Raw genomic sequence first — 13,755 nt, 5'->3', positions numbered from 1 at the left:
ACGATGAAAAAAGGAATGCTTACTACCACGGCGCTGGCGCTTACCCTGGGCCTGCTTGCCGCCGGCAACGCGCAGGCACGCGATACCAAGCTGATGCTGTCGATTGAAGAGGCGATGAACTCGGCTGATTTTCAGGAGAAGCTCGACTCCACTATTACCTTCAGCTTTGGCGGCCTGCCAGCAGGTAAAAGCATCGGCGAGCGCCACGGCAACTACACCAGCAACAAGAAGACCAATGCCTTTGGCAAGAGCGATGAGGCGGCCTGTCGCTGGGCATTGCTGTCAGCCCTGCTGAGTTTCCAGGACCGGGTGCGCAGTGAAGGCGGCAACGCGGTGGTCAATCTGGAAAGCTACTACAAGGCCAACCCGATGATCTCCACCACCGAGTACGAGTGCCATGCCGGTGGGGTTATCGCCGGTGTTGCGCTGCGCGGTGATGTGGTAACCCTGGCGCCCTGATCGCTCAGGGCGTTTCCGCGCTCAGGGCTGTCCCGCGCGCACCGCCATGCCCGCTTAGCGCTGGCGCGGGATAGCGTTGGATTCGATCACCTGCTGGCCGACCGGTGCCATCAAGGCGGCCTGCAGCATGGCGGCCGCCACATCGCTGGTCTTGATCGCGCGGTAGCGTTTGGGGATGATCGGCTTGAACCCGCGTGACAGCAGCAGGCCGAACACCTCTCCTGGACGGTCGTCTGCGCGAGGGCCGCCATCCAGCAGCGATGGCCGCACCAGCGTCAGGGAGCGAAAGTCCATGGCTTTCAGGTCCTGCTCTACCTCGCCCTTCACCCGCAAATAGAACGACCCAGAACGTGGGCTGGCACCCACCGAGGAGTTAAGCACAAAGGTCCGGGTGCCGGCGCTCAGACTATGCCGCGCCGCAGCGACCACGTAGTCGCGGTCGACCCGGCGAAAACCGTCCTTGGAGCCTGCCTGTTTCATCGTTGTGCCCAGCGCGCAGAGCGTTGCGTCGGCGTGCCACCAGCGGGCCGCAGCCGGCAGCGCCTCGAAATCGACCTGCGGGTTGAGCAGATGGGCGTAATGACTGACCGAGACCGGCAAGGGGCGGCGAGTGGGCGCCACTACCTGACTCACCGCCGGATTGGCCAGCGCCTGCCGCAGTACCTCCATGCCCACCAGTCCGCTGCCGCCAAATACCAGCAGGGTCTTGCCCGTGGCCTCGTTCATTATTGTGTTTCCTCTGCGAAGTCAGTTTCAGTTAAGCCTAGTGTGAATAATCCTGCGTAGCTGTATTGGAAAAATGCAGCAACAACTTGCCGGCCAGCCAGGGGAGCCTTGCGCGCTCCGCTGAGTCGAACTGTCAATTGCGGTCAAATGTGGAGAGCAGAATGAATACAGGTGGATTGCTGGATCAGTTGTTGAAAGCCGGCAGCGACATGCTCGGTGGGCAGGGTGGTGCTGCGGCGCAGGGCCAAGGCCAGCAGCGCAGCGCTGGCAACAGCCAGTTGAGTAGCCTGCTCAGCGGTGCCGGTGGTGGCGCCCTGGCGGCCGGCGCGGTCGGCCTGTTGCTGGGCAACAAGAAGGCGCGCAAGTTTGGCGGCAAGGCGGTCAAGTACGGTGGGTTGGCCGCGCTTGGGCTGGTCGCCTACAAAGCCTACAGTAGCTGGCAGCAGAATAATCAGGCGGCGCCGCAAGGCCAGCCGCAGACGGTAGACCGCCTGCCCGCACCGCAGGTAGAACAGCACAGCCATGCCATCCTGCGTGCGGTGATTGGCGCAGCCAAGGCTGATGGGCACGTGGATGATCGCGAGCGCCAGCTGATTGATGCGGAAATTGCCAAGCTGACCAGCGACCCGTCGATGCAGCGCTGGTTTGATCAGGAATTAAACAAACCGCTGGACCCGGCTGATATTGCCAGTGCCGCGAGCACGCCAGAGATGGCCGCCGAGATGTACCTGGCCAGTGTACTGATCGTGGACGAAGAGAATTTTATGGAGCGCAGTTACCTGCAGGAGCTGGCCAGCCAGCTCAAACTGGATCCGGGGCTCAAAGCTGAGTTGGAAAAAGAGGTACGAGCGGCTTAGTAATGCTCAGTGTCCGTGGCTGCGCGCTACGTGGGAGTCCTGCTCGCTGGGTTGAACGGCGCCACTGACCTCCAGCTGTTGAATAATGCCGCAGTGCCCCCCGTCGCTGGCGCTGCGGCAGCGGTGGCGCAGCTCAATAAGCTGCTCACGCAGCTGCGTGAGGCTCTGCAGGCGGCTGCTGACGTGGTCGATGTGCTCGTCGATCAAATCGGTGACGTCGCCGCAGTTGGCTTGCGGTTGCTCTCGCAGAGCCAGCAACTCGCGAATTTCATTCAGCGTCATGTCCAAGGCCCGGCAGTTGCGAATAAAAAACAGCTGTTCCAGGTGCCGCGCGTGATACTGCCGGTAGTTGCTCTCGCTGCGGCTCGGTTCCGGTAGCAGTCCCTCTTTTTCGTAGTAGCGTACGGTTTCTACGGCGGTACCGGTCAACTCGGCCAACCTGCCAATTCTCATGTTGTCCCCTCTCGTATAAACCTATAGTAACTTCAGGGTTTTACTGTGCCTCATCGTTATTTGGCTGTCACGCCAAAGCAGGCAGAGCATTGCTTTGGCGTTGGGTATCAACATACTGCCACCGCTGAGACGCAGTGCTCTGTGGAGGCTGATGCCGCGCTCAAATGGCCTGTGTGGCAGCTCGCCACTAACTATTTTGGCGCTTTGTTATCGTACTTGGCCTGAATTGACAGCTATCTGGCGCTTTGTGGCTAGACGTCGTGCGTTTTATGCAACAAACTGTTGCCAGTAAATAAAAATAATATTTCTGCATCCTGCACAGTCAGGATGAAGGAGAAAACAGCATGATCAAGTCCGGCTCTTCCTGGTTTGTCCCACTGGCTCTGGCCCTGGTGTTTGGCGCCGCCTCCGTCTTTGCTTCGCAGCAGTCGCCCTTGCCGGCTGCCGATCTGTTTGGCGCCCCTGTGGCCGTCGTGAGCGACATCTTCAGCCGGTTTTGATCTGCTACCGACGCGCTTAGCGCGCCCCACGGAAAAGGGGCTTTGCCCCGGTTACGGATGACAATGAAGGTTCAGGCAAACGGTGTAACCACTGAAGTCTATGTGCGAGGTGCCGGGCAACCGGTGCTGATGCTGCATGGCAATCCTGATAGCCACGTCATGTGGCTGCCGCTGATCGCCAAGTTGCGCGGCAACTACCGACTGATCGTCCCCGATCTACCCGGCTTTGGCGCCAGCAAAAGCCGCGCTGATCACGCCGAAGTAACCTTGCAGGGTATGGCTGACTGGGTCGGGCATGTGCTCGATGCCACGCAGGTCGATCGGCCGGTCGACTTGCTGCTGCATGACTTTGGCGGCGTCTACGGCCTCGCTTTCGCCACTGCCTACCCCGAGCGTGTACGCCGTTTGATCATCACCAATACGGTATTTCAACAGGATTATCGCTGGCACTTCTGGGGCCGTGTCTGGCGCACACCGCGTCTGGGCGAGCTGTCGATGGCGCTGATGGGCATTCCGGGTCTGGGCAAGCTGATGTTCAGCTTCTCTCTGCGGGCGGGCGGCCCCGGCCTGAGCAAACAGCAAATTGCCGAGGCCTATCGTCATTTCACTCCCGAGGTGCGACAGCAAGTGCTCAGGCTTTATCGCGCCACTGATCCGGCCAACTTCGCCGGCTGGGAGACCCGCATGCTGGCGGTGACTGCAGACCACCCCACGCTGGTGCTCTGGGGCCAGCGCGATCCCTATATTCCTGCGCGCTACGCCGAGCGTTTTGGCGCCGCCAGAATAGAACGCTTTGCGGAGGTGGGGCACTGGGTTGTGGTTGAGGCAGCCGATCGGGTGGCGCCGTTGATAGACAGCCACCTGCAGGACGGTGCTGCGGTCGCCGCCGCCTGATCCCCGCACTGCGCAGCTTGCGACATTCCGTAGCGGGGCACCTCATTCCGCGCTGGCCGAGCTACTGCTAGACTTGCCAGCATGACGCTAACACCCTCCCAACGCTCCCTTTTTGCCTGGCTGCTGTATTTCAGCATCCTGTTCAATGTGCCGACCTGTGGTCTGCTGCATGGACAGATGACGGGCATGCAGTTGAGTGGTGTGGGCATTGTGTTCTGTTCGCTGGGATATGGCAGCAGCGTCGATTTGAGTGCCGATGATGGCGCCAGCGCCACCGGTAACATGATGGCGTTCAAGTGTCCGGTCTGCGGTGCAATTAGTATTTCCATCGGCATGTTGTTTGCGCTGGCGTGGCTGCTCATGCTGCGCCGTGATCGCCCGATGCCGCTGCGTCAGGCAGCGCAGCGTCTGTATCCACGCTACGCCTGGCCGCCGGCCAACCCCAGGGCTTCACCACTGTTCTGACTTTCCCACCGCCTGTCGGCGGTATTGCCGCTCTTGCTCCCCTGCGCGTTGTGTTCCAAGGGGTGTGAGCACTCGGATTTGTCAGGAAAGACTCCATGAAATCGACACTTCTTCGCTCTACCGGCGTGCTGCTGCTCTGCGCGCCTGTCTCATATGTTTTTGCGCAGGACGCCCTGGAATTACCCACGCTCGAAGTCATCGGCAGCAAGCAGGATCCTGCCGGACTGCAGCTGGATGTACCAGCAGAAACCGGTTCGCGGCTGGACCTCACGCCACGGCAAACACCGGCGTCGGTGACAGTGCTCGACCGCGAGCAGATCAGCGCCCGTGGCGCGGAAAATACCCAGGACATTCTCGCCAGCATTCCCGGTGTCACGGCGGCAGCCCCGCCAGGCTCTGCCGGATTTATCTCCTGGCGGGGCTTTACCAGCTCGCAGGTCACACAGATGTTCAACGGCATCACGCTGCAATATGACGCCATCGCCGCGCGCCCGGTCGACAGCTGGATCTACGACCGGGTTGAAGCCATTGGCGGCGCCTCGAGCTTTCTCAACGGCTCGGGTGGTGTCGGCGGCTCGGTGAACTACATCAGCAAGCTGGCCGACCCCAACCAATCGTTCAGCGAAGGGCGCATCAAGTATGGCAGCTACGACAGCCGCGAGCTGGCCTTCGGCCTGAACCAGCAGCTCAACGACGGCCCGGTGCGCAATACCCTGCGCCTCGACGTCAGCCAGACCGGCAGCAACGGCTATGTCGATCGCGAGGAGCGCAGCGCCTTTAGCTCGGCGCTGTCGCTACGCACCGACTTCAGTGATCAGCTGTCGCACACCCTGGCGCTGGAATACCAGAACGAGCAGGTCGACAGCCCCTACTGGGGCACGCCGGTGCTGCAACCCATTGGCGGTGAGATGAAGATCGACGACGGCCGTCGCTTTGAAAACTACAACGTGGAAGATGGCCGCTACGAGCAGCGGGTGCGCTGGCTGCGCTCGATCATCGAATACTGGCTCAGCGACCAGACGCGGCTGCGCAATACCTTCTATCACTACAACGCGCAGCGCGATTATCGCAATCTGGAGCGCTACACCTATACGGCGGACAACAGCCAGATCAGCCGCTCGGCGGCGCTGCTGCAGCGGCACGATCAGGAGGTCAACGGCGACCGCGTCGAACTGTTGCATAACAGCCGTCTGTTCGACCGCAAGAGCGACTGGTCGCTGGGGCTGGAATACAGTCACAACGTGCAAACGCGCTACCCGCGCTCGGTGTCGGCGGTGTTTGATGTGGTGGATCCGGACAACTTCGACCCCGGTCACTTCTACGATATTCCCGGCATGGCGCCCGGCCATGAGCCGCAGCGCAGCAACGAGCTGAACACCTGGGCGCTGTACCTGGAGAACCGTACCGAACTGACCGACCGGCTGGCGCTGCTCACCGGTCTGCGGCATGACTGGATCGACCTGAAGGTGACCAACCACCAGACGCCCTCGGCCACCAACCCAGCCGAATTCGGTCAGACCTACGAGCCCACCACTGGCCGCATTGGCCTGGTCTACGAGTTGACGCCAGCAGCCAATGTCTATGTGCAGTACAGCACGGCAGCAGATCCACCGTCGGGCGTGCTGACCACGGCGAGCTTTGGTCAGATCCAGGATTTTGACCTGACCACCGGCGAGCAATGGGAGGTGGGCAGCAAGTTCGACTTTCTTGCTGGGCGTGGCTCGGCCACCGTGGCGCTCTACCAGATCACGCGCAAGGATCTGGCCACCAATGACCCGAACAACCCCGGTGAAACTCTGCCGGTGGGGCAGCAATCGTCCACCGGGATTGAACTGGCCGGCTCGCTTTGGGTAACGCCAAAGCTGCTGGCCGAGGGCAACTTTGCCTGGGTAGATGCCGAGTACGACGAGTTCAACGATAACGTCGCCGGAGTGGCCGTGTCCCGATCTGGCAACAGCCCCAGCAACGTGCCCGACAAGGTGGCCAACCTGTGGCTGACCTATGACGTCGCGCCACGCTGGCAGTTGGGCATGGACACGCGCTATGTCGCCTCTGTTTACGCCGATGCTGCCAACACCCTGTCGGTGCCGTCCTACACGCTCTTTGGTGCTTTCGTCGGCTATGAGCTGGCCGACGATACCCAGCTGAGCCTGCGCGGACGCAACTTCACTGATGAGGTCTACGCGCGGCAGGCCGGCTCGAGCATGCTTTACCTCGGTGCGCCACGCAGTCTTGAAGTGGCGCTGCAAGCGCGCTTCTGACGCCGGCCGGGAGAGAATGATGAAACGTTATCTGTTTCTCTGGCACCGCTGGTTGGGTGTAGCGCTATGCCTGTTCATGGCCATGTGGCTTTTTTCCGGCGTGGTGATGATGTATGTGGGCTATCCCAAGCTCACGCCACGCGAGCATTTGGCGCACCTGCCGCCGCTGGCGCTGCAAAACTGCTGCGTTGATCTGGCGGCGTTGGTCGAGCCTGATCAGTCGCTGCAGAGTGTCCGCCTGACCAGCCTGCGCGGTGTACCGCATTACGTGCTCAGCTATACCGGTGGTGAGCAGCGGGTGGTTAACGCCCGCAGCGGCGAGCCGGTCAGCACCCTCAGCGCCGCGCAGGCGTTGCAGGCCGCCCAGCAGTTTGCACCGCGTACGCCAATGCAGGCACAGGGCCTGATTGATGAGGACCCCTGGACGCATTCGCGCAGTCTGGACGCCGACCGGCCGCTGTACCGTGTGCAGCTGCACGATGACCAGCAGCGGCTGTTGTACATCTCCAGCCGCAGCGGCGCGGTGGTGCGCGATGCCACGCTCACGGAGCGGCGCTGGAACTGGCTGGGTGCCTGGATTCACTGGCTTTACCCGCTGCGCGGCAACTGGCTGCAATCGGCCTGGCATAACACCGTGGTCTATCTGTCGCTGGCGGCCACCGTGATGGCGCTGCTGGGTATGCTGCTGGGAGTGCTGCGCTGGCGCGGCAAGCGGCGTTACCGTAGTGGCGCGCACTCGCCGTACAAGGGGGTTGGCCGCTGGCATCATCTGGTCGGCTTGGGCGCAGGTGGCCTGCTGGTGACCTGGGTTTTCAGCGGCCTGATGTCGATGAACCCCTGGTCGGTGTTCAGCCCGGCTGTTCCCTTGGATACCCGAGCCTATGCCGGTGGCACGCTGGCCCCCGAGTACCTCGAGCACAACCCGGCGCTCCTGCTGCAACGCTTTCAGCGCAGTGGGCTGATACCAGTCGAGCTGGTGTGGCGGCAGGTTGCTGGTGAGACGCTGGTGGTAGCGCAGAACGCCCAAGGCGCCACGCGGGTGAGCCTGAGCGGCGGGCCGGTCGTCGAGCGTGTGCCGGCTGCCTTGCTGGAACACGCCGCGGCGGCTGTGTGGCCCGCCGAGCCGCCGCAAATGCAGTGGCTCAATGCCTATGACTTCTACTATTACCCACGCACCGAGCACAGCATGCTGGGGCACCTGGCCAAGCCGCTGCCGGTGCTGCGCGTAGAGTACCCGGATGCAGCACAAACCTGGCTGCACATTGATCCGTACACCGGTGAGATTCTCAGCCAGGCCAGTAGCGGTAAACGAACCTCACGGGTGCTGTTTGCTTTGCTGCACAGCTGGGACTGGTTGCCGCTGCTGGAGAACCGGCCGGTGTGGGATGTGCTGATGGTGAGTTTCAGCCTCGGCGGGCTGATCATCAGTGTAACTGGCGTTGTAATAGGTTGGCGGCGGCTGAAACGCAGCAAAATGTTCCGCGGTAGGCAGCAGAAGCTGACCTCGCGTTGAGCGCTGAACTTCATCCTTGGCTGAGGTTAAGTGAGCCCGGCGGAACGAATTGTTTGCGGGGCGGACGACAGGCGCTGACTTTTTCACGGCAGTTGCCCGCCCGGTTTGTTGGTGATTTAAAGCAAATCGGCGGAATTGGCGTGGAAATCGCAGCTATTCTCACAACGGGGTTAAACCGGTGTTGAAGGGCGTTTTTTTATTGTATTGCCTGATTTCTGTGCAGCGCACAGCAGGCATTCCCAGGTCTTGCTCCGTTAGTGAACATTGGCGTTCTGCTTTCTTCCACCCAAGCGGGTGCAACAAGAAACCGCCATAACCCAGGGATGAATGAACCATGAGCAAAACCTCGACTGCTTTGGTGTACGGCTTGAACGACGTACCCCCGCCAGCAAAATCTGCACTGGCTGCTGTGCAACACGTATTGGCTTCAATTGTCGGTATTGCGACGCCGTCGCTGATTATTGGTGGGGCGCTGGGCCTGGGAGCCTATACCTCGTACCTGATCGCCATGGCGTTTTTTGTTTCCGGCATTGCGACCTTTATCCAATGCAAAAAGATTGGGCCTGTTGGTTCAGGCATGCTCAGCTTGCAAGGGACCAGCTTTGCGTTTTTGGGCGCGGTGCTGGCCGCCGGTTTTGCCGTCAAGGGCAAAGGCGGCACACCTGAGGATATTCTGGCGATGATCTTTGGCCTGTGTCTGGTCGGCTCCGTTGTCGAAATTGTGCTCTCGCAGTTTCTGGATAAATTGAAACGGGTGATTACACCAACCGTAACCGGCATCGTTATTACCATCATCGGTTTGAGCCTCATTAAATCGGGCTTTACTGATTTCGCTGGCGGTGCGCGGGCTGGTGAGGATTTGGGTAAACCCATTTACCTCTTGCTGGGCGCCTTTGTTGTTGCGGTTATTTTGGTCATGACCTTTGTTGGCAAGCCGATGTTGCGTATCTCAGCGATCATGATCGGGTTGATTATTGGCACTGTGGTCGCGAGCTTTCTTGGGCTGGTCAACTGGTCTTCACTTGGTTCTGCTCAACTTTTTGCCCTGCCAATTCCCTTTAAGTACGGTTTCGATTTTGATTTTGTATTGTTCATTCCCATTGCCTTTCTCTATCTGGTGACGGCGATTGAAACCTCGGGCGATTTGACTGCCAACTCGGTTATCTCTGGGGAGCCCGTGAAAGGCGACCTCTACATGCAGCGTATCAAGGGCGGCGTGCTGGGTGATGGCATCAACTCTGCGATCGCGGCCATTTTTAATACCTTCCCCAATACCACCTTTTCGCAAAACAACGGTGTGATTCAAATGACTGGCGTGGCCAGCCGGCATGTGGGTTTGTGGGCTGGTGGATTCCTGCTGCTGTTGGGTTTGTTTCCGGTCGTGGGTTCGTTCTTTTTGATCATTCCAAAACCGGTTTTGGGCGGCGCAACCCTGGTGCTGTTTTCAACCATTGCCGTGGCCGGCGTGCGTATTCTGGCTTCGCAGGAAATGACCCTGCGGCGGGTCTATATCATGGCGGTTTCTTTTGGCCTGGCATTGGGTGTCACGCTGGTCCCCGAGGCGACTCAGCATTTGCCGTCGCTGTTGAAGCAGGTGTTTGCAACGCCCATTACCCTGGCAGGGTTGAGTGCGATTTTCCTGTCGTTGGTGATACCCGAGGAAGCGGAAGCTGAAGTGGAAATGACTTAACCTGCGATTTTAGGTTTGGCGCTTTGGCCGGTGATCGGATCGCCGCCGCGTAAGAGGCTAAAGCAGTACGACTAGCCACACGGTGACGATCATCAGCAAGGAGACCAGCTGCGCCGCGCTGCCCATGTCCTTGGCCTGTTTCGACAGCGGGTGCAGCTCCAGCGACACCCGATCGACTACCGCTTCAATCGCCGAATTGAGCAGCTCCACTATCAGTGCTACGAACACCACCAGCAACAGCACCGCGCGTTCCAGATTGCTGACCGGTAATACAAAGGCCAGTGGGATCAATACCGCGCTCAACACCAGCAATTGACGGAACGCCGCCTCACCAATGATGGCGGCACGCAACCCGGCAAAGGAATAGCCGGTTGCCTTGAACACACGGCCAAGGCCGCCGCGGCTTTTCAATGCCAGGGCTTCTTCACCGGTGTTGGGTTCGGGTCGCATTGCTGGTGCCTCTGATGTCGGTTAGTGCTGCTTTTTTGGGTTGTGGTAGCACTGCAGCAGGTAGGCCCAGTCTGTCTCGGGCATGGCACCGCGCCTGCGGCAGAGCTGGGCCAGATCATGTTGCATGGCCTTGTGGCGAAACAAACGGCGACGGCTTTTTTCCAAATCCAGCAGTGCAACGGCTGGTTGAGTGGCATCCACGCTGATGTAGATGTGCTTGCTATACAGAGAGCCGTGTTGTCTGCGTCCGCGATGCAGCCTGCGCAGTACCAGCGCCAGGCGGTGCAGCACAGCCCGGCGAGCGCTGGCGGAGAGCTGCTGCGCGTGCTCGGCGTACCAATTATCCAGACTGACAAAGCCGCTCAGCTCCTCGGTGATCAGCAGCGCCTGCCACTGGCCAGCCTCTTGGCGCGCCTCACAGAATACCCGCTTGGGTACCCTCACGCCCAGTGCTTCGCAGGCAATCAGCGCTTGCTCTTCGCGCACCACCGTTGGCAAACCCAGAGGGTGGCGTAGCGAGCGAAACACGTGGCCGATCTGGCGCTTGCTGTAAAGCGGCGGTTTGCCCGGCTGCTGCGCAGGTAATAATTGCACGCCACTTTCGCCGCCGCGGCGCTGGTTCCGTTCTTCAACCCATTCACCCTGCATATTCCACCAGCGCTCAAAAGCCGAGGGAGCAGCCTTGGCGAGCGCGCCGTCTTGCGGCCAGGACAGGGCTTTCATGCGCGCACCTTGCGCAGAACGTACACACGCCACATTGCATAGCCGGGCAGAAAGTCATGGTGGTTGACTATGTTGAACCCGGCCTGACGAAATTCACTTTCGATGGTGTCACGGCGTACCAGAAAGCGGTTCTGGTTGTCGGTGCGCTTGCCGCGGGCTGCTCGGCGAGCTTCCAGCCGCTTGCGTTTCCAGGCCTTGTAGTTGCCATCGACCCAGAGCGAAATGATCACCGTATCGCGGGTGACCCGGCACAGCTCGCGCAGCATGGCCAGGCGGTGTTCCTGTTCGGCCACATGATGGATCAGGCGCATGCAGAAAATGCTGTCGACGGCGTTGTCGCCCAGATTGATATCGAAGGCCGAGGTCTGGAAGGTCTTGACCCGCGCGACTACGTCGGCCGGTTGACCTTGCCGGGCGGTCTGCAACATGTCGGCGGAGTTGTCGGCAGCAAGGATGACGCGGTTGGGAGCTTCGGCCAGCAGAGGCCAGAAGCGCCCGGCGCCGCAGGGCAGGTCGAGTACCAGGTTCGGATCACCAGCATCGTGCAGGGCGCGACGCGCCAATTGCATGTCGCGCCAGCTGGACAGACGGCGCGAGAGGCCGGTCTGGTGTTTCTGCAGATACTGGTAGGCGTGGTTGCGGTCGTACTTGTCGGAGAATGCCAGTTCGATCGATTTTGATTTTGCCATCACGAGGCCCTCGAAGAGTTCATGTGGGCCAGACTAAGCAGGGTCAGGTCAAACGACTGTCAAAGGGTTGTGAAAAAAACGTGAAAAGCCAAAATCAGCAATCGACTGGCACGCCGGAGGCAGGTCAGCCGAGTTTGACTGCGAAGCAGCTGCCGCCGGCGGGCAGGGAGTACATCCGTACCTGCCAGCGCTGGTGCGCGCAGATGCGCTTGACCAGTGACAGTCCCAGCCCCAACCCTTCGCCACGGGCCTGTGAGCCGCGTACGAAGGGCTGAAATATACTGTCCTGCTGGCCGCTGGGTATGCCTTGGCCGGTGTCCTCGACGCGAAAGCCGCCGGCCTCCAGCACCAGGCGCACAGCGCCGTGCTCGGTGTAGTGCAGAGCGTTGCGTAGCAGATTCGATATGACCGTCGCCAGCAGCCCGGCATGATAGAGAGCGCTGTCCTGACCTTCTGTCAGCAGTTGAAAGTCCAGTCCTTTTTCGCCGAAGCGCGGCCCCCAGCGCTGGCCCTGTTCCTGCGCGACCTGCGCCAGGGTGGCGCCGCCGGTCAGGGGTTGGGCGGCGCTGTTTGCGCGTGCCAGCAACAGGAAGGTTTCCACTAGCTCGTTGATTTCATCGGTTGCGCGCTTGATGCGGTTGACCTGCCGAGCTTTTCGCTCGTCCAGTGAACTGGCCTCAAGCAGTTCTGCCGACGACGCTATCACCATTAGCGGTGTGCGCAATTCGTGACTCACGTCGCTGGTAAACAGCCGCTCGCGCTCCAGGGAGTTGCGCAACTGTCCAAGGGTTTCGTCGAAGGCGGCCGCGAGATGCCCGACCTCGTCGTCGGGATAGTCGGGTGCCAGATGGGGGGCCAGGGTCAGCAGTTGATCACGGTGCCTTACCTGGCGGGCCAGCCGCGACAGGGGCGCGATGATGGTGCGGGCCATCAGCCAGCCAAGCAGCCAGGCGGCGAGGCCGCTAAGCAGGAAGCCGGCAAACACCACCGCGAACAGAGCGTTCTCCCTGGCTTCGAACTCGGCTTGCTCCTGCACCAGCAGGTAACGCTGTTGCGGCGTCTCGCGGATGAAGACGTAGTAGGCGCCTTCTTCGTTGACTACTTCGTTGAAGCCTTCATCCAGGCCGATGAAGCTGGCCGGTATGTCGTAGCCGGGCATGTGTGAGGCAAACAGGCGGGTTTTCAGGTCCAGGCGCGGGGGCAGGCCGAGGGCAAGGTCCTTCTGCAGGATGCTGTCGAGCTCCTCGTTCATCTCCTGCGATACCAGATGCGCCTCGATGAAATGCACGATAGCGACAATGCCGAGCGAGAAGGTGCCGCTGACGATCAGCGTCATCAGCGTGAAGGCAATAACGATTCGGCGTACCAGGGGCTGTTTAGCGTTCATCGCTGCGCTCTGCCAGACAGTAGCCAAGGCCGTGCACGGTGTGCAGCAGGGGCTGCTCGAAGGGTTTGTCGATCACCTGGCGCAATTGGTGTACGTGGCTGCGCAAGCTGTCGCTATCGGGTAGCTCCTCGCCCCACAGGGCTTCCTCCAGTACCGCACGGCGAACCACCGCCGGGCTTTTGCGCATCAGCACTTCCAGCAGTTTGAGGCCGACCGGGTTGAGTTTCAGCGGCTTGCCCTGGCGGCTGACCTGCAGGGTGTCAAGGTTGTAGGTCAGTTCGGCCACTTGCAGCTGGTGCCGTGCGCCGCCCTGGCTGCGGCGCAGGATGGCCTCGATCCGCGCGACCAGCTCGGAAAGGGCAAAGGGTTTTACCAGGTAGTCGTCGGCGCCGCTGTTGAGCCCCTTGAGGCGGTCATCCAGTTGATCGCGGGCGGTCAGCATGATGATCGGGGTGTCGCGCTGGGCATCGTCGCGCAGGCGTTGGCACAACTGATATCCGTCCATGCCGGGCAGCATCACATCCAGCACGATCAGGTCATAGTGATCCGTCACCGCCAGATGCAGGCCGGAGAGGCCATCCTGCGCGCAGTCCACGGTGTAGCCCTTGAGCTGCAGGTAGTCCAGCACGTTGGCCAGGATGTCGCGGTTGTCTTCGATTACCAGAATACGCATGCAGCGACCTCGGCA

The 13,755-nt window shown here is 60.7% G+C and carries 15 protein-coding genes; 8 read left to right on the top strand and 7 right to left on the bottom strand.

Translation table 11 applies throughout. The features are described from left to right. Positions 1-3 precede the first annotated feature (3 nt). The gene (locus V7747_RS17085; protein WP_335617223.1) at positions 4-459 is read left to right on the top strand and encodes a hypothetical protein; all 456 of its coding nucleotides are present in this window, start codon (positions 4-6) and stop codon (positions 457-459) included. A gap of 54 nt (positions 460-513) precedes the next feature. Here V7747_RS17085 and V7747_RS17080 read toward each other — a convergent pair whose 3' ends face one another. Next, on the bottom strand, positions 514-1,185 hold the full coding sequence (locus V7747_RS17080; RefSeq protein ID WP_335617222.1) for an NAD-dependent dehydratase: 672 nt from the start codon (positions 1,183-1,185) through the stop codon (positions 514-516). A gap of 161 nt (positions 1,186-1,346) precedes the next feature. Here V7747_RS17080 and V7747_RS17075 point away from each other — a divergent pair, with 161 nt between their 5' ends. Further along, positions 1,347-2,042 carry a tellurite resistance TerB family protein gene (locus V7747_RS17075; protein ID WP_335617221.1) on the top strand — a complete coding sequence of 232 codons (696 nt, stop codon included), beginning with the start codon at positions 1,347-1,349 and terminating at the stop codon, positions 2,040-2,042. 6 nt (positions 2,043-2,048) lie between these two features. Here the strand turns inward: V7747_RS17075 and cadR are convergent, their stop codons facing one another. Beyond that, entirely contained in the window at positions 2,049-2,495 is a 447-nt protein-coding gene (cadR, locus tag V7747_RS17070; protein ID WP_335617220.1) for a Cd(II)/Pb(II)-responsive transcriptional regulator, read from the bottom strand. 344 nt (positions 2,496-2,839) lie between these two features. Between cadR and V7747_RS17065 the strand changes: the two genes are divergently transcribed. The 6 genes from V7747_RS17065 (at position 2,840) to V7747_RS17040 (ending at position 9,818) form a co-directional block, all read left to right on the top strand. Next, positions 2,840-2,995 carry a hypothetical protein gene (locus V7747_RS17065; RefSeq protein WP_335617219.1) on the top strand — a complete coding sequence of 52 codons (156 nt, stop codon included), beginning with the start codon at positions 2,840-2,842 and terminating at the stop codon, positions 2,993-2,995. 63 nt (positions 2,996-3,058) lie between these two features. Further along, the gene (locus V7747_RS17060; RefSeq protein ID WP_335617218.1) at positions 3,059-3,889 is read left to right on the top strand and encodes an alpha/beta fold hydrolase; all 831 of its coding nucleotides are present in this window, start codon (positions 3,059-3,061) and stop codon (positions 3,887-3,889) included. A gap of 81 nt (positions 3,890-3,970) precedes the next feature. Next, positions 3,971-4,354, top strand: a complete 384-nt coding sequence (locus tag V7747_RS17055) for a DUF2946 domain-containing protein (RefSeq protein WP_335617217.1) — start codon at positions 3,971-3,973, stop codon at positions 4,352-4,354. A 95-nt stretch (positions 4,355-4,449) separates the two neighbouring features. Further along, the gene (locus V7747_RS17050; protein WP_335617216.1) at positions 4,450-6,615 is read left to right on the top strand and encodes a TonB-dependent receptor; all 2,166 of its coding nucleotides are present in this window, start codon (positions 4,450-4,452) and stop codon (positions 6,613-6,615) included. A 19-nt stretch (positions 6,616-6,634) separates the two neighbouring features. Further along, entirely contained in the window at positions 6,635-8,128 is a 1,494-nt protein-coding gene (locus V7747_RS17045; RefSeq protein ID WP_335617215.1) for a PepSY domain-containing protein, read from the top strand. 334 nt (positions 8,129-8,462) lie between these two features. Further along, on the top strand, positions 8,463-9,818 hold the full coding sequence (locus V7747_RS17040) for a uracil-xanthine permease family protein (protein ID WP_335617214.1): 1,356 nt from the start codon (positions 8,463-8,465) through the stop codon (positions 9,816-9,818). Between the two features lie 57 nt (positions 9,819-9,875). Here V7747_RS17040 and V7747_RS17035 read toward each other — a convergent pair whose 3' ends face one another. The 5 genes from V7747_RS17035 to V7747_RS17015 form a co-directional block, all read right to left on the bottom strand. Continuing rightward, positions 9,876-10,268, bottom strand: coding sequence for a diacylglycerol kinase (locus tag V7747_RS17035; RefSeq protein ID WP_335617213.1), 393 nt, complete (start codon positions 10,266-10,268; stop codon positions 9,876-9,878). A gap of 21 nt (positions 10,269-10,289) precedes the next feature. Then, positions 10,290-10,991 carry a lipopolysaccharide kinase InaA family protein gene (locus V7747_RS17030; protein ID WP_335617212.1) on the bottom strand — a complete coding sequence of 234 codons (702 nt, stop codon included), beginning with the start codon at positions 10,989-10,991 and terminating at the stop codon, positions 10,290-10,292. After that, entirely contained in the window at positions 10,988-11,680 is a 693-nt protein-coding gene (locus tag V7747_RS17025) for a class I SAM-dependent methyltransferase (RefSeq protein WP_335617211.1), read from the bottom strand. The genes V7747_RS17030 and V7747_RS17025 overlap by 4 nt, the downstream gene beginning before the upstream one ends. Before the next feature lie 124 nt (positions 11,681-11,804). Beyond that, complete coding sequence (locus tag V7747_RS17020) at positions 11,805-13,067, bottom strand: sensor histidine kinase (protein WP_335617210.1); 1,263 nt, start codon at positions 13,065-13,067, stop codon at positions 11,805-11,807. Beyond that, a complete protein-coding gene (locus V7747_RS17015) occupies positions 13,057-13,740 on the bottom strand; it encodes a response regulator transcription factor (protein ID WP_335617209.1) in 684 nt (227 codons plus the stop codon). Before V7747_RS17015 ends, V7747_RS17020 begins: the two co-directional genes overlap by 11 nt. Positions 13,741-13,755 lie beyond the last annotated feature (15 nt).

Source organism: Halopseudomonas sp. (assembly GCF_036960865.1).
Taxonomy (GTDB): Bacteria; Pseudomonadota; Gammaproteobacteria; order Pseudomonadales; family Pseudomonadaceae; genus Halopseudomonas.
The sequence above is the reverse complement of the archived record's forward strand: the minus strand, read 5'-3'. Positions and strand labels throughout refer to the sequence as shown.